Consider the following 18,914-nt stretch of genomic DNA (forward strand, 5'->3'; position numbering starts at 1 on the left):
TTCTCATGTCTACAACAAAGAATCTTAGTCGCAGCACTAGAAATGTCATATTCAATATATTTAATAGTGTAATAGTTAAAGGGGTTGCGATTTTTGTAGGGTTTATTACTATTCCAGCTTATATTACATACTTTGATAATAATCTTATGTTAGGTGTTTGGTTTACTATATTGTCGGTATTAAGCTGGATATTAAATTTTGATTTAGGTATAGGAAACGGTTTAAGAAATAGGCTTGTGACTACTTTGGTTGAAAATCAAGAAGAAAAGTCTAAAAAATATATTTCGTCAGCTTATGTTTTCTTAACAATGATGGCATCGGCTCTTTCCGTGATATTATGTAGCATCTCACTGGTTATTCCATGGAATAGAGTTTTTAATGTTACCAATACGAGTATTGATCCTATGGCTCTGAAGTTGGCAATTACAATTTTAATGTTAAGTATATTATTACAATTCATATTAAGAATAATTTCGTCAATTCTATATGCCTTACAGTTATCGTTTGTTCCTAATTTGTTAAGTCTCATTACCAGTATTATTTTGCTGGTTTTTGTAATAACTAGTAATAATTATTTTGAACATAAGGATATAGTTGCCTTAGCTATAGTTTATTTTCTGGCTGTCAATGTACCTTTGTTAGTTACAACATTACTCGTTTTTAATACGAGGTTGAAGTCTTTTCGTCCTAGTATAAGTTTTTTTGAGTGGGAATATGCTAAGGATACTTTTAAGGTAGGCAGTGCTTTCTTGGGTTTACAATTAGAGGCTATGATTATTAATAATACTAGTATATTTTTGATTACGTGGTTGCTCGGTAGTTTATACGTTGTTGAATACAACATATACATTAAGGTTTTTTCACTAGTAAGCACTGTATTTTCTTTAATTACAGTGCCCATATGGTCTGCTGTAACTAGGGCACAATCACAGGGTAATTATGTATGGATTCGCAAAACTATAAGAGTACTACAATTAGTGGGTATTACATTATCAGTAGGACAACTTGTATTTTTGCCTGTTATGCAATTTCTATTTAATATGTGGCTTGAAAGCAATTCAATAATTGTAGATTATAAAGTAATGATTTTGTTTTCTATAGATCAAAGTATTATCATATGGTCAGGTATATGTGCCTCTATATGCAATGGATTGAATGAATTGAAATTACAATTCAAGTTAATGACAGCTGGTGCAATTTTAATTGTACCACTGTCTATTTTCTTAACAAATATGTTCGATGGCTATTCTGGAGTAATTCTGGCACATATCATTTCTCTTATTCCGTATTGTATAGGCCAAACTATATGGATGGAAAAATACACACGAAGAAATATTTTGCTAGTTAATAATGAAATTTTATTAAATAAGTAATAATAATATTTTAAGGTGGCGGAAGTAAAAATGAAAATCTCAGTAGCAGGAACTGGCTATGTTGGCCTCGTAACAGGCGTCTGCCTTGCAGAATACGGCCACACAGTTACTTGTGTGGACATAGACGAAAGAAAAGTAGCATTGATGGAATCTGGTATTTCGCCGATTTATGAGCCAGGTTTAGAAGAATTAATGAATAAAAATATGGAGCGTTTGCATTTTACGACCGACTACGGGCGTGCCTATGAAGATGCAGACGTTATTTTTATTGGGGTCGGTACGCCTGAGAAGCAGGATGGATCTGCTAATTTAACATATGTATACGGTGTAGCGGAGGAGATTGCTGCAAGTATTAAAAAAGATTGCGTCGTTGTTGTTAAGTCAACGGTTCCAATTGGAACAAATGATAAGATAGAGGAAGTCATTAAGTCAAATCTACAGCATGATGTGAACGTGTATGTGGCGTCAAACCCAGAGTTCTTATCACAGGGAAGTGCGGTAAAAGATACTCTAAATACGTCACGTATTGTTATTGGTGTGGAAGAAGAGTTTGCAGGAAGCGTTCTCCAAGAAGTGTACAAGGATTTTAACGCTCCTATCGTTGTGACGAACCGCAAAAGTGCGGAAATGATTAAGTATGCTTCGAATGACTTTTTAGCGCTAAAGATTTCATTTATCAATGAAATTGCTAATCTATGTGAAATTATTGGTGCAGACATTGAAGATGTGGCTCACGGTATGGGGTTTGATAAGCGTATTGGGGACAAGTTTTTGAATGCGGGAATTGGGTACGGAGGTTCTTGTTTCCCAAAAGATACAAAAGCTCTTCACTGGTTAGCTAATTTTCATGATTATGAATTAAAAACGGTTAAAGCAGCAATTGACGTAAACGAAAATCAGAAGCTTAAGCTTATTAAAAAGTCCCGTAAATATTATGAGAGTTTAAAAGGGTTAAATATTGCGGTGCTAGGATTAACGTTCAAACCAGGTACTGATGATTTACGTGAAGCACCGACTCTAGTTAATATTCCTTTAATGGTGGAAGATGGGGCAAACGTGAGAGCATGGGACCCTGTTGGGATAGAGAATTTTAAAAAGCTTCATCCGAAGAGCGTTACGTACTGTGCTTCAATTGAAGAAACGTTACAAAATGCGGATATTTGCTTCATCTTCACAGAATGGGACGAAGTAAAGGCATTTGATTTAAATAAGTATAGCGAGTTAATGAAGCATCCAATCGTTATCGACGGACGTAACTGTTATCAGTTATCTGATGTGAAGAAAGCAAAAATCGTGTATGATTCCATTGGTCGTGAAACGATTCAACAAGTGGAAACATCATTCGTTTAATAGAAAAGGTTTTGGGTTAGGGGATCTGTAAACAAACAGATCTCTTTTTTTATTGAGGGGGGAATAAAAATGAAATTAGTATTACTATCAGGTGGATCAGGAAAACGCCTGTGGCCGCTATCAAACGATACGCGCTCAAAGCAGTTTTTAAAAGTATTAGAAGGAAAAGACGGAAGCAAAGAGTCCATGGTACAGCGCGTTTGGAGTCAAATTCAATCGGTTGGACTAGGGGAGTCGACGGTCATTGCGACGTCTAAATTGCAGCGTGATATGATTCAAAGTCAGGTTGGAATGGACGTACCGCTTATTATTGAGCCGGAGCGTCGTGATACGTTCCCAGCGATTGCACTTGCTGCGTCTTATTTATATTCAGAAGAGAACGCGTCAGAAGATGAAATTGTCGTTGTATTGCCCGTTGATCCGTATGTGGAAGACGGGTTTTTTGAGCGTGTAAAAGATTTAGAAGAAGCGTTGAAGGAATCAGATGCAGAACTTGCACTAATGGGTGTTACGCCGACATATCCTTCCTCCAAGTACGGTTATATCGTACCGAAGGGCACAGTGGAGGGGAATGCTCATTTTACGGTGGATCGTTTTACGGAAAAGCCAACAGAAGATGCGGCGATTCAGTTAATCCAGCAGCGTGCGCTTTGGAACTGCGGTGTATTCGCATTTAAGCTTGGTTATTTAATGAAGATACTAATAGAGAAAAACTTGCCGCTTTCGTTCACAGACCTACATAATACCTATGAAACGTTACCGAAAATTAGTTTTGATTACGAAGTAGTGGAAAAAGCGGGTCATATTGTAGCGCTTCCTTATGATGGTTACTGGAAGGATCTTGGAACATGGAATACGTTAACCGAAGAAATGGCCACTTCCCAAATCGGAAAAGGTGTGCTAACAGACGATTCAACTAACAGTCATCTAGTGAATGAGCTTGATATTCCTGTAACGGTACTAGGGGTCAAGGATATTGTAGTTGCAGCGAGTCCAGACGGAATCTTAGTAGCAGATAAGGCATCAAGTCCAAAGATTAAAGAGGTCATTGGCGATTGGAATTATCCACCTATGTATGAGGAGCGTCTTTGGGGGTGGTCTCGTGTACTTGATTATGCAAAGTACGAAGACGGCACGGAAATGGTCACAAAGCGTATTCATATTGCAGAAGGAAAAAACTCAACGTATCATTATCACAACCTTCGTGATGAAGTATGGACAATTGTGCGCGGTGAGGGTGAGCTTGCGTTAGATGATCATTTAACACGCGTGAAAGCGGGCGATATTATTCACTTACCGGCTGGTAAAAAGCACGGAATTCGTGCCCTTCGTGAGTTGGAATTTATTGAAGTGCAGACAGGAAGCGGTATTTCAGAGCAAGATTTCGTTCGCTTATTGTTCAAATGGGACGATGTTGTCAAACAATTTCAAGGCTCACGTCCAAAGGTAATTTCGTAAGAATGTGTCTACATAGACGCATTTTTTTATGAGGAGAGCTTGAAAATGAAGAAGATTGCGTATTACATCTCAGATTATGGCTATGGTCATGCGGCACGCAGTATTGCCATTATTCGTGAGTTGCTAAAGCAATATGATGATGTTGAAGTGGTTATTTGTCATTCGTTCGCACTCGCATTTTTACAGCAATCGCTTCCTCAAGAGCGGGTCACTTACCGGCGTATTCAAACAGATATTGGTTATATCTTAAAAGCGGGATCATTGGAGCCAGATGGCATAGAAATAGAGAAGGGCTTACGTGAATTTTTAGAAGACGATCATTATTTAATAGAAGAAATGATCTTTTTAAAAGAAATGGCTATTTCGTTCGTACTTTCTGACGTATCGTTTATTGGCATTGCAGCTGCTTATGAAATTGGAATTCCGTCACTAGTTATATCAAATTTCACATGGGCTACGGCATACGATGGATTAATTGACCGATATCTTCATTATTATCTGCGTAATCAATATATGAAAACGACTCATTTCTTTCGACTAGCTGGAAGTACAGAAACGGACCATGTGTGTGAAGGTCATTTGAATCTTAGCTTTGATTTTCTTTCGAGACAAATAGAGAAAGACGAAGTACAGCGTATTCGAACATCGCTGTCTGCTACTAGTGACAAAGCGATTGTGTATGTGGGGCTTGGAATGAAAGTAAACGTTGGTGATGTGAACAGCTGGTCATTATGGGACAGTCCAAATTGTACGTTCATCGTGTCATCAACTATGGACGTGCAGCATCACAATGTTGTATCCATTCCGACTGATTATATTGAATCACAGCATTACATCGCAGCAGCAGACATCGCGATTACAAAATCAGGATGGGGTACAATCAGTGAAGCTATTCTGGGTGAAACTTCGCTTTTAGTTGTGGAACGACAAAGCTTAAGGGAAGACAGAGATACAATCGCGTATTTAAAGGAACGAAATCTTTGTGAAGTTATTCATTGGGATGCATTACCGGATTTTGTGTTAGATGAAAAAAGAATTTCAACATTAAAAGAGAAACAGCCACAAGGATGGCTGAATGAAACAAGTTCGATTGTGAAGAGAATAGGACTTGTTCTAGAGAGCAGTGAATAAAAGGGAGTCAAAAAAATGAAAAACGAACCAATATTTCTAACGCCGATTTTCCAAGAGCGGATCTGGGGAGGAACGAAGCTACAGGAAGTGTATGAGTATGCGATTCCTTCTGGCCAAACAGGAGAGTGCTGGGCAATTTCTGCTCATCCAAACGGTGAGAGCATAGCAAGAAACGGAGAATTTGAGGGATATACGCTTAGTAAGCTATGGGAAGAGAAGCCAGAGCTGTTTGGGCACTTTGAGAGCGATCGTTTTCCGCTTTTAACGAAAATTTTAGATGCAAACGCTGATTTGTCTGTACAGGTTCATCCAAATGATAACTATGCGCGTGAGTATGAGTTTGGTGAGCTTGGCAAAACAGAGTGCTGGTATATTATTGATTGTGAGAAGGATGCAGAGATGATTTTCGGTCATCATGCACAGTCAAAAGAAGAGTTTGTACAGATGATACATAATGGTCACTGGGATGATTTGTTGCATCGCATTAAAATCAAGCCCGGTGACTTCTTTTATGTACCAAGTGGGACAATTCATGCGCTTTGTAAGGGGACACTCGTGCTAGAAACACAGCAAAGCTCTGATACAACGTACCGAGTGTATGACTATAATCGCATGGGACAAGACGGAAAGCTCCGTGAACTTCATCTTGATAAAGCAATTAAGGTCACAACAGTTCCCCATCGTTCTGCAAAAGTAGAGCCTACTCTCGCTAGAATTAGTGGGGGAGAAATTACGAAATTTCTGGAGGAAGATTACTTTTCCGTCTATAAATGGAGTGTTCAAACATCCCTTGAACTTAGCCAAGAGGCTCCATTTACGTTGGGTAGCGTTATAAGCGGTAACGGAACTCTTCGTACGGATGATGGGGAGTTTTCATTGCGAAAAGGCGATCATTTCATTTTACCGAAGGGGATAACAACATTTACGATTGAGGGAAACATTGACATCATTGCTTCACATCCAAACAACAAGGGAGATCATCACCATGACATGGAAACAGCAGCTAAACAAATGGCTCACATATAAAGAATTAGATGAAGAACTAAAAGTTTTACTAAATAAAATGGAAAAAGATCCGAAAGAAATAGAAGATGCGTTTTATAAGAACCTAGAGTTTGGAACAGGTGGGATGCGCGGAGAGCTAGGACCGGGTACCAATCGTCTGAACGTATATATGATCCGCAAAGCAACAGAAGGGCTAGCTCGTTATATTGAAGAGAATGGTACCGAGGCGAAGGAGCGCGGTGTAGTGGTGGGGTATGATTCTCGTCACAAGTCTCCCCAATTTGCATTAGAAGTTGCGAAAGTATTAGGTGCGCATGGAATTAAAACGTACATTTTTAATGAGCTTCGTCCGACACCAGAGCTTTCATTTGCTGTTCGGAAGCTTCACGCTTTTGCAGGAATTGTAATTACCGCAAGTCATAATCCACCAGAGTACAACGGCTATAAGGTGTACGGCGAGGATGGTGGTCAAATTCCGCTTAAGGCAGCTGATACTATTATTCCATATATCAATGCTGTCGAGAATGAATTAACGGTTGCGGTGAGAGAAGAAAGTGAGCTTCTTGAGAAGAATGTTCTTATTTATATAGGAGAAGAAATGGACGCAGCCTATCTTGAACAGCTTAAGACGATTTCCGTTCAGCCAGAACTCATGAAGGAGATTGGACAAGATCTTAAGATTGTTTTTACACCTCTTCATGGAACAGGTAATAAGCCTGTACGTTCAGGACTTGAAGCGCTTGGGTTTACGAATGTTTCTGTTGTCTCTGAGCAGGAGCTTCCAGATCCAAATTTCTCTACTGTTACATCACCAAATCCTGAAGAGCATGCGGCATTTGAGCTTGCGATTAAGTACGGGAAGGAAATAGATGCAGATATTCTAATGGGAACAGATCCTGATGCCGATCGCTTAGGCGTAGCGGTAAAAAATGAACATGGTGACTATGTCGTGCTAACAGGTAATCAAATGGGGGCGTTAATGCTTCATTATTTATTATCTCAAAAAGCGGCACAAGGGACCCTTCCACAAAACGGTGTTGTCATCAAAACGATTGTAACATCTGAAATTGGTCGTGTGATTGCAGAGAAATTTGGATTGCAAACGCTTGATACGTTAACAGGATTCAAGTTCATTGGCGAAAAGATCAAAGAGTTTGAAGAAACAAATGAATATACGTTCCAATTCGGCTACGAGGAAAGCTATGGCTACTTAATTGGTGACTTTGTTCGAGATAAGGATGCGGTTCAATCAGCGCTATTTGCAGCTGAGGTCGCAGCATACTATAAAAGTCAAGGCAAAACGCTTTATAAAGGGTTACTAGATATCTTTGAAGAAGTAGGCTATTTCCAGGAGTCGCTTCGTTCCTTAACATTAAAAGGAAAAGACGGAGCGGAGCAGATTCAGCATATCTTATCTGTGTTCCGCGCTGATGCACCAAAAGAAATTAATGGTGTACGCGTAATGGCAGTAGAAGATTTCCAAGCGAGTGAACGAAAAGACGGTTTGACAGGAGAGGTAACAGCCTTAACACTTCCTTCTTCAAACGTTCTTAAGTTTTATTTAGAGGATGGCTCATGGTTTACAATCCGTCCGTCAGGAACCGAACCAAAAGCCAAGTTCTATTTTGCAGTGCAATCAGCTTCACTTCAACACAGTGAAGAACTTTTAAATCAATTAGAAGCTACGGTTATGACAATGGTAGACGAAATTGTAAAGTCAAAAAACAGCCTTTAATTTGAATGTAAGACAAAGAAGAATACTGTATCACTAGGTATGTTTGTAGATAGAAAATTTCTCTATTCATAAGCAGATCGATTTAGTTAAAGAGGGGATAGAATATGGAAGATCATCATTCTGCGCAGGCCTTACTTCAGTTATTAAAGAAGGTTCAAGCAGAAGGAACTAGCAGAACAGATGGGGATATTAAAAGCTTTATTAACGAACTTTCAATTGAATTAAAGAAATTGCTAGATTCCTAATGAGATGTTCCTTTATTTATCTCTCTTTTTTGCATGTTTATAGTTATTTATAACTATAAACATGCAAAAAAAGTTAAAGTTTTTAAATTTATCTAGCTAACTATATCGTTCTAATTTATAATGAATTGTCAGATTCTGAGTAAGAAAGCAGTTGTTTTAACTATTTTAAAAATAGAGCAAAAGTCCTTTTTAAAACGGTAGTGACAACTTTTATAGGAATTCTATACATAAACTCAAACATGTTTGTATAGTGTTTTATTTTACTATTGGAGGTCATCATGGAAGAAACCATAAGTCTGCGTGAACTATTTTACACGCTTAAAAAACGCCTTTGGTTAATTGTAGTAATAGCGGTATTGGCTGCGACTGTAAGTGCCATTATTAGCTTCTTTGTGTTAACACCTATCTATCAATCATCTACACAAATTCTCGTTAACCAAGCGAAAAATAATCAACAGTTGTACAACTATAACGAAGTGCAAACAAATGTACAGCTTATTAATACGTACAGCGTTATTATTAAAAAACCGATTGTTTTGGACGATGTAAAGAAAGAGCTTAAGTTGTCTTATTCAACAGAAGAGCTTACGAACAAAATTGCTGTAGCAAGCGAAAAAGATTCCCAAGTCTTTTCTGTGACAGTGGAAGATCCAGATCCGGTCATGGCCGCGAAAATTGCGAATACGACCGCACAAGTGTTTCAAAACAAAATCCCCAAAATTATGAGCGTGGATAACGTAAGCATCTTGTCAAAGGCAGCTCTTGGAGAAGATCCGTCTCCTATTAAACCGAAGCCGCTCTTAAACATTGCTATTGCACTTGTAGTAGGTGTGATGCTTGGGGTAGGATTGGCGTTTTTACTTGAGTATCTAGATAATACGATTAAAACAGAGCAGGACGTGGAACAAGTGTTGGGGCTTCCTGTACTAGGTGTTATTACGGTTATGGACGGGAAGAGCCTTCAAGATGCCGCAGCAGTAGCACCAGGTCAACGAACAAGAAGAGGTGAAGTCTACGATGGCTAAACGATTTGGGAAGAACAAAAAAGTTTCCAATATGAGAAATTTAATCGCCCACTTAAAACCTAAATCAACTATTTCTGAGCAATATCGTACCATTCGAACAAATATTCAATTTTCCAATGTTGATCAAAAGTTGCGCTCCATCGTCGTAACTTCTTCTGTTCCAGGAGAAGGGAAATCGACAACGATTGCGAACTTAGCAACCGTTTTTGCTCAACAGGATAAACGTGTATTACTGATCGATGGTGATTTGCGTAAGCCAACGGCTCACTATACGTTTCGATTAGAGAACCGCATGGGCTTAACAAACGTTTTAACGAAACAAACAAGGTTAGCATCTGCTATTCAGCGAAGCGAAGTAAAGAATTTGGACATCTTAACAAGTGGCCCTATTCCACCAAATCCAGCTGAATTGCTAGCCTCACAGGCCATGGCCAATCTGTTCACAGAGTTATATGAGCATTATGAATTGATTGTATTTGACTCGCCGCCTATTTTACCTGTTACGGATGCACAAATACTAGCCAATCAATGTGACGGAGCTGTGTTAGTTGTTCAGAGCGGTCGCTCTGATAAAGAGGCCACTCAAAAGGCAAAAGAGCTTTTAGATGCAGCAAAAGGCAAGTTGCTAGGCGTTGTGCTAAATAGGAAAGAGCAAAAGGCCAGCAGCGGTTACTACCACTATTATGGAACGGATAACAACAACTGAATATCTTCTTAAGGAGTGATAGTAGCAATGCCAATGATGCGTGAAATTTGGACCCCTTTTAAATTAGTAGGGGTCCGTTATTTTAAAGACAAGGGCAATGGGTTGTATTACAGAAAAGTTAGAAACCAAGCGAGAAAAGAAATCCGTCCACCTTGGCGTTTGAAACGCTTTTACGGACTCACAGCCCTCTTGGTAGTAGGGATTGTTGTAGGTATAGGTTATTACGTCGTAATCCAGAAAGCGTCAGATCAATTGTTTACTGAGGTATCTAAGGATGTAACATCAGAGGACATGATAAGTATTCTTCATAATAAAAACGTGCAACAACTGTTAAAAGATGAAGTAGGGGCTGCAAAAGCAAGTAGTGTGTTAGTAAAGTACAGTGTTTTATCTACAGATGCTCCTGAGTCAGTCACTCATGCAAATCAACCAAAAGAGACGACTGATTCGTCATCACCTAGCGGCACAACTGAAGGATCTTCATCTGTCTCAAATTCCAGCAGTGAAGGAAATTCTAGTGAAACACCTTCGTCTACAAATAATGGAGAAACACAAAAAGAATCAAATTCGCAAAAGAGTAAGGAGAATAGTAAAGGGTCATCTGCATCAAACTCTTCCGCACTGCGTTTTGAATCTCGTGAAGAAGCAACAAGGTTTGTGTTACGTAAATTTTCAATTTCAGAAGTCAATGAAATACGCACGCTCGTCCAGGGTAATGCGAATGCTGATGAGAAAGCTCATGTTAAAAAACTAGTCTATTCTCGCCTTTCACCTTCAGAAGTACAAGCACTTAAAGTATTCAGTGTTATTGAAAGGGCAAATCATTAATGAGATCGTTTTTTTTACCCTAATATGGTAAAAAAATAATTTTGAGTAATAATATACTAAAATATCTTTTTTGTTCAGAATTAACTTTCTATTCCTAAAGAAAAGATATTTCGAAATATTAATAAATGAACTAAAAAGAAGCGGTCTTTCCTTAATTATAAGGAAAGACCGCTTCTTTTTAGTGAAAATGTGATTTAACAGCGCTATTTGTTGCCATAACCTTTGTAGCTACAGTATTCTAAACAGTAAGTTGTATTCCTGAAAATAATGAATGTCAATCACTGTATTTGTATACAGAGATGAATTGTTTGAGTGGAATAGAATATGAACAATTAAAGGTGGATGTTAAATGAAAATCTCAGTAGCTGGCACAGGCTATGTTGGTCTTGTAACAGGTGTCTGCCTAGCAGAATATGGGCATACGGTTACATGTGTTGATATAGATGAGAGAAAAGTAGCGTTAATGGAATCAGGTATCTCACCAATTTATGAACCAAGGTTGCAAGAGCTGATGATAAAGAATAAAGAACGGTTGTCTTTTACAACAGACTATCAGGGTGCTTACAAAGAGGCGGACGTTATTTTTATTGGAGTGGGAACGCCTGAAAAGCAGGACGGGTCAGCGAATTTAACTCATGTGTATACCGTGGCAGAGCAGATTGCGAGAAGCGTGGAGAAAGATTGTGTAGTTGTGGTGAAGTCAACCGTCCCAATTGGAACGAATGATAAAATTGAAGCGCTCATTCATTCAAACTTGGCGCACGATGTAACGGTTCATGTGGCATCAAATCCAGAGTTTCTCTCACAAGGAAGTGCAGTAAGAGATACGCTCGGTGCGTCACGTATTGTCATCGGAGTGGAAGATGAGGAAGCCGGCCAGGTTTTACAGACGGTGTACAAAGACTTCAATGCACCAATCGTTGTGACGAACCGGAAAAGCGCTGAAATGATTAAGTATGCTTCGAATGATTTCTTGGCATTAAAAATCTCGTTTATTAATGAGATTGCAAATTTATGCGAAATTATTGGCGCTGATATTGAAGATGTTGCGCATGGGATGGGCTTTGATAAGCGGATCGGGGACCAATTCTTAAAGGCTGGAATTGGCTATGGAGGTTCTTGTTTCCCAAAAGATACGAAGGCACTTCATTGGCTTGCAAACTTTCACGATTACGAACTGAAAACTGTAAAAGCAGCCATCGATGTAAACGAAAATCAAAAGCTGAAGCTCCTAAAGAAATCGCGAAAGTATTATGAGCGTCTAACAGGATTAAACGTGGCGGTGCTAGGATTGACGTTCAAGCCTGGAACCGATGATTTACGCGAAGCGCCAACGCTCGTGAATATTCCTTTGATGATCGAAGACGGTGCAAATGTAAGGGCATGGGACCCCGTGGGAATAGAGAACTTTAAAAAGCTGCATCCTGAAGGGATAACCTACTGCTCCTCGATTGAAGAAGCCTTACAAGAAGCAGGTATCTGTTTTATTTTCACGGAATGGCAAGAAATCAAGGAGTTGGAACTGGACAAGTACCGTACATTGATGAAGCATCCAATCGTCTTAGATGGTCGTAACTGCTATCAGTTAGCAGATGCAGAAAAAGCGGGCATCGTTTACGATTCAATTGGCAGGGAGACAATTTCACAAACCGAAACGTCGTTTGTATAGATTCTCTAAAAAAAGCAGGGAGAAGGACTCATCCTTCTCCCTGCTTTTTCCTATGGTTTAAATAAATGTTTTTTCGCTCTCAGTTTTTTTCTTGCTGTTTTCCCCCACGCTTTTACCGTTTCCTCAGACACGCCGTACGTGTGAGCCATCGTCCGAAATGAATAGCCGTGAACGATATGATCCATCACATACGTTAATTCTCTTGCTGACAATCCCTCTAAATAAGGTGATAAATATTCCTGTTCCAAATACGTGTGTTCATAAGAAGGAGCATTCACCATTTCGTAGTGAATAGTAGGCTGACGATCGGCTAGCTGCACCTTTTTTCGTAGGTGTGCAAGCATATAGCCACGAATAGTGGCATAGGCAAAAGGAGCAAATGCCCCTTTCGTATAATCGTGGCGTTCGTGTGCTTTCCAAAGGCTAATGAGACCAAGCTGATAATAATCCTGCTGCTCTTGATAGACGTTGATTGAACGCATAATGGAATAAATCATCGGCTCGTATTGAATAATCAATTCCTCAAACTGTTCGTTTTTCATGTTCTAGCTCCCGATAGAAGCGCGCTTTCTTGTATTCCGCGGTAGGTTTATCATAGCGAATCATGTTAAACAGATCGAATCACTAAATATCTTCTTTTACGTCTTAAAAGAGCTGATCTTCGCTGAAGGAAGTCCCTTCCCTAGGTGAAGTGGCATCGTTTATGTATGTTACATGGAAGGAGACGCTAGGGGGGAGAAAGTAATTGTATTAATACAGGAGGGCTTCAACGGTATAAAAACAGATTGTGTTTGGCTGATATTTAAATAATCTTCTGTTAAGCTCCTCTTTCTATAAAACTATTTCTTTATTATAATAGAATTAAATGGTGAAAAATGTTATTTAGGTGGGGAACTGAAATGAAATTAAAAATCGTAGCATATGTAGGTACTATCCTCGTAATGATTACATGTACAGCAGTAATTATAATGGGCTATTTAAGCTGGCATCAGAGGATAGAGAATAAAGCACAGGCATCTGACCTAGAATATGAGGCATATTCGAAGAAAGAAGAAGAGGAATCCAAACTAACGGATCTAAAAGAACGCACAAAAACTTTACCGGCAGCCATGAGACAGAAATTTTATCAAGCTGCAAAAGAAAAGAGGCCATTAGAGATCGTATTCGTTGGCTCTAAAGCAACTTCCACGTCCCCAAATAGCTGGCCAACTCTCCTCGAAAAGCAATTAAAGGCTGCATATGGAAAAGAGTTTATTCACGTTACGATAAAGACCTATTCACAACAAACGTCTAAAGACCTACTAAACGGAGGGATCGTTAAAGAAGTAATGTCGACAAAGCCCGATATTGTGCTAGTAGAACCGCCTCTTCTTAACGAGTATCAAGCTTTTTCTGTGGATCGAACGTTAAGTAATCTTTCGCAGTTGCTAGGTCAATGGAAAGAAAAGCAGGTGGTCGTTATCATTCAACCACCAAATCCACTTTACAAAAACGACTCTTATATCAATGAAGTGAAGCAACTTCACACATGGGCCACTGATTTGCATTATACGTACGTAAATCATTGGGAAGCTTGGCCGTCTTCCACGTCTGATGATCTGTTATCCTATTTAACTGAGGATCATCTGCTACCAAATGAGAAGGGTCAGAAGCTATGGTCCGACTTTTTAACCCATTATTTTATCTCTAAATAGTTAATAAGAACTATTTCTGATTAAAAAAGAAGATTTCTCCTTAAAAAGAGGGGGATTATCTTCTTTTTTTGTGAGTAAAAGTAGAAAATTGTCGAAAAACTAGTAAAATATACTATACGTATAAAGTCCTATTTAGTATAGTGGATAGTAACCCAATAAATGTCTGGAAGGAAGACGATTATGGACTATCAAGAGCTGTTAGGTAGAAATGTAAATGAAATCCTTCTCTTTTTTTCCCTTTGTTTAGGGCTAGCCGTAATTTACTTTACGGTAGGGATTTTAGAGCGTCTTCGACAAGCAGAGAAAGCGCTTCGCCAGTTTTGGATGATTCTTGCCTCGCTTATTGTTGGTGTAGGTGTATGGGGCATGAATTACGTGACGATGCTCAGTTTTGAAATCATTCGTTTGCCTCACTATGAGTTTTTATATGCAATGGAAGGAATGGGCTTAGGGGTCGTTTCTTCGTATGTCGCGCTATGGCTAGCCTCTTCGCGGAAATGCGGGACTTTACGATTAGTTACACCGAGCATTCTTTTATCTTGTGGGCTTGTCGGTATGCAGTTTATTAGTATGATAGGGGGCGTGCCGCTCTTTACGTATAATCGCACGTTACTTATCGTATGTTTTGTGATTAGTTTATTTATCTCATTTGTTTGTCTCTGGGTGATCTTTGATATTAAGCGACCTGCTCAATCATTATACTGGTTTTCCAAAATCGTTTTTTCTGTCATGATGACATGCGCGATTATGATTGCTCAATACATAGGACTTGCAGCAGCAAAACCCACCCCGTCGATAGGTGTTCAAACAAGTTATTTCTTGCCCGTTCGAACTGAATTTTTGGTTATTATGTTTACAGTGTTTATCGTTCTTCTTCTTGTCCTCATGTTTGTCGCTAATTTTATGAATCGCCATATTAGTGATGAGCGATTAATAAAGGGAGCTATTTTTTCTTCTTCTATTGATCCGATGATTATTACAAATAGCGAAGGGCGTATTCTCGATTTAAATACGTCGGCATGTGAATTTTTTTATACAAAAAGTTGGCTTGGAGAGAACATTCAAGATATGCTTCCAAACTCTCATCACTTTCACAACCTTATTGGAAAACGCGTGGAGGCAGACATTCGAATCGAAAAAAATGAATGGAAAATGGTTGAGATTACGGTGACAGAGATCCATACCGAGCAGCTTCCTGAATACTTGGTGTATATACGTGATATCACTGCACAGAGGTATTACGAGGAGGATCTTCAGGAAACGAATGATCGTTATCAGCAGTTGTTTAATTCCTCACCTCTTGCCATTATCGTTCATCGACACGGAGAGATTATTTCTGCGAATGAGGAAAGCTTAAAGATTGTCGGAACGATGCATGAGTACGAGGTCGTTGGGCAATCGATTTTGCAGTTCATTGCTCCTGAACAGGTAGGAAAAGTAGATCGTATGATTGAGAATTTGTTAAAGGGAGAAATTGATCATAACGCACTCTTAAAGGAAATTAAAATTCACAATATGCAGGGCGATGAGCTTTACCTTGAAACAAGGTCGAACGTCATTAAGATGAGAGGGATGTTTTACGTTCAGACCATCATCAAAGATATCACGGAAACACGAAAGGTGAAAAATTCCGTTCGCTATATTGACTATCAGGACGAGCTGACAGGATTACCAAACGGTGGCCTTTTTAATACGCTTGCGCACAACATGCTAGAAAAAGCGAAAAAAGAAAAGAAAACTGTGTCGGTTCTTTTAATTGATTTGGATCGCTTTCGCTATGTGAACGAACAGTACGGACGTGACGTTGGAGATCAGCTGTTAAAAGAGGTCGTGAAACGAATTAAAAAACTGCTCGTCGCAAACGATATATTATCTCGTTTTGGCAGCGATAATTTTTTACTCGTAACGTCTGGTTTGACCCGAAATGAAGTCCATAGCCTTGCGAAAGATATGCTAGAAGCGATTCAAGAAGTCTTTTTCATTGAAGGAGAGAGCATTTCCTTAAGTGCTAGTATCGGAGTGAGCTTGTTTCCGAAGAACAGCCTCGTGCTAAATACGCTCATTCGCCAGGCGGATTTAGCGATGTACCACACGAAAAAGCATGGACGAAATAATTTATCGTTTTATGAGTCAACGATGAAAACGACGGATACAAGGCAAATGATGATTGAACAAGGACTTCGAAAGGCGATTAAAAAGAACGAGTTAGAGCTGCACTATCAGCCAAAAGTTAGTCTTCAAAATCATCAAATTGTTGGATTGGAAGCATTAATTAGATGGAATCATCCAACGCTTGGTCAAATTTCACCAGGCGAGTTCATTCCGGTAGCTGAGGAAACAGGACTCATTATTCAAATTACTGAATGGGCGCTTCGAACGGCCTGTGCTCAAAATAAAAAATGGCAAGAAGAGGGAAAGAAAAAGATGCGTGTGGCGGTGAATATTTCAAGCGTTGATTTCGGAGAAGAGTCGTTCATCCACACCGTTCAGAAAGTGTTAAAGGAAACGAACCTTGATCCCCGCTACTTGGAGCTTGAGATTACAGAAAGCGTCGCGATTAAAAACATTGATATCGTCGTCGAAAAATTAAACACGCTACAGGGGCTAGGGATTTTTATTTCAATCGATGACTTTGGATCAGGCTATTCGTCTCTTAGCTATATTAAAAAGCTTCCCATCGATTCATTAAAAATTGACCGCTCATTTATTAAGGACATTCAAGAGTCTTATAAAGAAGCAAAGATTGTCAAAGCGATTATCGGCCTTGCGCAAAGCTTAAACTTATCGGTTGTTGCAGAAGGCGTTGAACTTGCTGAGCAAGCAGCGCTTCTGCAGCGTGAGCAGTGTGATGAGGTACAGGGTTTTTATTTTAGTAAGCCGCTATCGGTTGGCGATCTTGAAGAGCTGTTTTTTGACATTGAAGAACAGGTCAAAGAGTACGCTCGTGAATATACGACTGAAATGATTGATGAAGTGTTGCTTTAGAAGGACCTAACAAACCGTTAGGTCCTTTTTTGGCTTCATACGTCTATGCGGTGATCAATGGTAAGAATATATAGGAGAAGAAATTAAGCTGGAAATTCGGCTAAAAGTTGGGTCATTCGAGTATAAATGTACTGAAGTCTTTGGATATTGGCGCAGTAGTCTTCAGAATACGGAACCGCATGCTCAAGGATATGGGTAATAATGTTTGCTTCGCTTTGCAAAACGGTTACATCCGTAGAATGATCAATACGGTCATAAAAGGTTTGTAAATCCATTTATTCGACTCTCTTTCTGCATAAGTTTTCGTATTTCCTAATTTTAGATATATAACATAAAAATGTAAATACGTTTTGAAAAAGACGAAAAAGTACATTTAGTCAGAAAGTTTCGAGCCCGAGCGTTTAAAAAAGCCATGATCGAGGTGATTCTAGTATAATAGAAAAATAAAAGAGGCTACAGTACAAAAAAGGAGGATAATCCTAATGCAGTTAAAACGAATTCATCACGTGGCCATCATCGCTAGTAATTACGAGCGTTCCAAGGATTTTTATACACGTGTGCTAGGCTGTAACGTGGTAGAAGAAACGTACCGGGCGGAACGAGATTCCTACAAGTTGGATTTAGAGGTAGGAGGCGTTTATCAAATTGAATTGTTTTCATTTCCAGGTGCACCTGAACGTCCGTCATATCCGGAAGCACGTGGTCTTCGCCATTTAGCATTTTCGGTTGAAAATATAGAAGACGCGGTGAACGAGCTAAGAGATAAAGGGATTGAGGTAGAAGACGTTCGCATTGATCCCATTACAGAGAAAAGGTATACGTTTTTTCAAGACCCAGACGGACTGCCGCTAGAGCTATATGAAGACTAAGCCGATTATTTCCGTTATTTTACCTACATATAACCGAGAAATCCCACTTGGTGAGCTTTTACAATCACTTGTTCTCCAAACTTTTTCTTCATTTGAAGTCATTATTGTTAATGACGCAGGTGAGTCTGTAAGGTCGGTGATAGAGCGTTACCCAGAGCTGTCCATTCGCTACGAGGAATTAACAGAGAATGTTGGTCATGTTCATGCCCGGAACCGTGCTGTAGAGTACGCTCAAGGGGAGTATATTTTGCTCATGGACGATGATGACCTTCTTGTCCCAACGCACCTTGAAACGATGTATGAAGCCATCCATGATGCAGACCTTGTCTATTCTGACGCCGAAATTTTCCACTACGAGTGGAATGAGTGGGGGCGAGTTGTGACGAACCGGACCGTTTTTGCGTATGAATACACGCTAGAGGGAATGAGAAGCTTTTCATCTTATATTCCGTCTGGAAGTTTATATAGAAGGTCCTTACACGAGGAAATTGGTTTATTTGATGGCGATATTCATAATTACTGGGACTGGGACTTCTTCCTACGGGTAGCAGATCAGCACCGGATTAAGCGCGTTCCGATTGCTGGTGTTCTCTACGCATGGGGAGGAAGTGGCAATCAATCTGCACAGTTGAATAGTAAGAGGGGGGCCTACTTACAAAAGCTTTGTGAAAAGCACGGGCTAGGTCAGCTCCCGCAAAAAAACTTTTGGGATATTCGAAGTGAGCCCGAAGTGCAGGCGAGGGAGACCACAACTACTATTGTATGGGACGGCGTAATTATTCCCGCCCGCCCCAACGAAACAAAAAACCCGAACGGCTAATCGTTCGGATTTTTTGTTTGG

At 39.5% G+C, this 18,914-nt stretch carries 17 protein-coding genes; 15 read left to right on the top strand and 2 right to left on the bottom strand.

Features of this window, described 5'->3' with window-relative positions:
• The first annotated feature begins 5 nt into the window (after nt 1-5).
• From AMD01_RS01345 to AMD01_RS01390, 11 genes are all read left to right on the top strand, one after another.
• On the top strand, nt 6-1,373 hold the full coding sequence (locus AMD01_RS01345) for an MATE family efflux transporter (RefSeq protein ID WP_053399584.1): 1,368 nt from the start codon (nt 6-8) through the stop codon (nt 1,371-1,373).
• Between the two features lie 30 nt (nt 1,374-1,403).
• Nucleotides 1,404-2,723 (top strand): UDP-glucose dehydrogenase family protein, encoded by a 1,320-nt coding sequence (locus AMD01_RS01350; RefSeq protein ID WP_053399585.1) that lies wholly within the window; start codon nt 1,404-1,406, stop codon nt 2,721-2,723.
• Between the two features lie 69 nt (nt 2,724-2,792).
• On the top strand, nt 2,793-4,181 hold the full coding sequence (locus AMD01_RS01355) for a sugar phosphate nucleotidyltransferase (protein WP_053399586.1): 1,389 nt from the start codon (nt 2,793-2,795) through the stop codon (nt 4,179-4,181).
• A 45-nt stretch (nt 4,182-4,226) separates the two neighbouring features.
• Nucleotides 4,227-5,312: a hypothetical protein gene (locus AMD01_RS01360; protein WP_053399587.1), complete on the top strand. Its 1,086-nt coding sequence runs from the start codon at nt 4,227-4,229 to the stop codon at nt 5,310-5,312.
• A gap of 15 nt (nt 5,313-5,327) precedes the next feature.
• Complete coding sequence (gene manA, locus AMD01_RS01365; RefSeq protein WP_053399588.1) at nt 5,328-6,338, top strand: mannose-6-phosphate isomerase, class I; 1,011 nt, start codon at nt 5,328-5,330, stop codon at nt 6,336-6,338.
• A complete protein-coding gene (locus AMD01_RS01370; RefSeq protein ID WP_053399589.1) occupies nt 6,298-8,052 on the top strand; it encodes a phospho-sugar mutase in 1,755 nt (584 codons plus the stop codon). Before manA ends, AMD01_RS01370 begins: the two co-directional genes overlap by 41 nt.
• A gap of 104 nt (nt 8,053-8,156) precedes the next feature.
• Entirely contained in the window at nt 8,157-8,297 is a 141-nt protein-coding gene (locus tag AMD01_RS23800) for a hypothetical protein (RefSeq protein WP_157052570.1), read from the top strand.
• 278 nt (nt 8,298-8,575) lie between these two features.
• A complete protein-coding gene (locus AMD01_RS01375) occupies nt 8,576-9,322 on the top strand; it encodes a YveK family protein (RefSeq protein WP_053399590.1) in 747 nt (248 codons plus the stop codon).
• A complete protein-coding gene (locus tag AMD01_RS01380) occupies nt 9,315-10,028 on the top strand; it encodes a CpsD/CapB family tyrosine-protein kinase (protein ID WP_053399591.1) in 714 nt (237 codons plus the stop codon). Before AMD01_RS01375 ends, AMD01_RS01380 begins: the two co-directional genes overlap by 8 nt.
• A 27-nt stretch (nt 10,029-10,055) precedes the next feature.
• The gene (locus tag AMD01_RS01385) at nt 10,056-10,856 is read left to right on the top strand and encodes a hypothetical protein (protein WP_053399592.1); all 801 of its coding nucleotides are present in this window, start codon (nt 10,056-10,058) and stop codon (nt 10,854-10,856) included.
• 349 nt (nt 10,857-11,205) lie between these two features.
• Nucleotides 11,206-12,525: a UDP-glucose dehydrogenase family protein gene (locus AMD01_RS01390; RefSeq protein WP_053399593.1), complete on the top strand. Its 1,320-nt coding sequence runs from the start codon at nt 11,206-11,208 to the stop codon at nt 12,523-12,525.
• Nucleotides 12,526-12,575: 50 nt separating this feature from the next.
• Here the strand turns inward: AMD01_RS01390 and AMD01_RS01395 are convergent, their stop codons facing one another.
• Nucleotides 12,576-13,067 (bottom strand): sigma-70 family RNA polymerase sigma factor, encoded by a 492-nt coding sequence (locus AMD01_RS01395; protein WP_053399594.1) that lies wholly within the window; start codon nt 13,065-13,067, stop codon nt 12,576-12,578.
• A 357-nt stretch (nt 13,068-13,424) separates the two neighbouring features.
• Here AMD01_RS01395 and AMD01_RS01400 point away from each other — a divergent pair, with 357 nt between their 5' ends.
• Nucleotides 13,425-14,219: an SGNH/GDSL hydrolase family protein gene (locus AMD01_RS01400; protein ID WP_053399595.1), complete on the top strand. Its 795-nt coding sequence runs from the start codon at nt 13,425-13,427 to the stop codon at nt 14,217-14,219.
• A 180-nt stretch (nt 14,220-14,399) separates the two neighbouring features.
• Nucleotides 14,400-17,204, top strand: coding sequence for an EAL domain-containing protein (locus AMD01_RS01405; RefSeq protein WP_053399596.1), 2,805 nt, complete (start codon nt 14,400-14,402; stop codon nt 17,202-17,204).
• An 83-nt stretch (nt 17,205-17,287) separates the two neighbouring features.
• On the opposite strand, the gene AMD01_RS01410 is transcribed toward AMD01_RS01405, so the two are convergent.
• Nucleotides 17,288-17,479: a hypothetical protein gene (locus tag AMD01_RS01410; RefSeq protein ID WP_053399597.1), complete on the bottom strand. Its 192-nt coding sequence runs from the start codon at nt 17,477-17,479 to the stop codon at nt 17,288-17,290.
• A gap of 207 nt (nt 17,480-17,686) precedes the next feature.
• Here AMD01_RS01410 and gloA2 point away from each other — a divergent pair, with 207 nt between their 5' ends.
• Together gloA2 and AMD01_RS01420 are read left to right on the top strand one after the other, a co-directional pair.
• Complete coding sequence (gloA2, locus tag AMD01_RS01415; RefSeq protein WP_053399598.1) at nt 17,687-18,073, top strand: SMU1112c/YaeR family gloxylase I-like metalloprotein; 387 nt, start codon at nt 17,687-17,689, stop codon at nt 18,071-18,073.
• The gene (locus AMD01_RS01420) at nt 18,063-18,893 is read left to right on the top strand and encodes a glycosyltransferase family 2 protein (protein WP_053399599.1); all 831 of its coding nucleotides are present in this window, start codon (nt 18,063-18,065) and stop codon (nt 18,891-18,893) included. Before gloA2 ends, AMD01_RS01420 begins: the two co-directional genes overlap by 11 nt.
• The last annotated feature ends 21 nt before the right edge of the window (nt 18,894-18,914 follow it).

Origin of the sequence: Priestia koreensis, assembly GCF_001274935.1 — a bacterium.
In the GTDB taxonomy this organism is placed as follows: Bacteria; Bacillota; Bacilli; order Bacillales; family Bacillaceae_H; genus Bacillus_AG; species Bacillus_AG koreensis.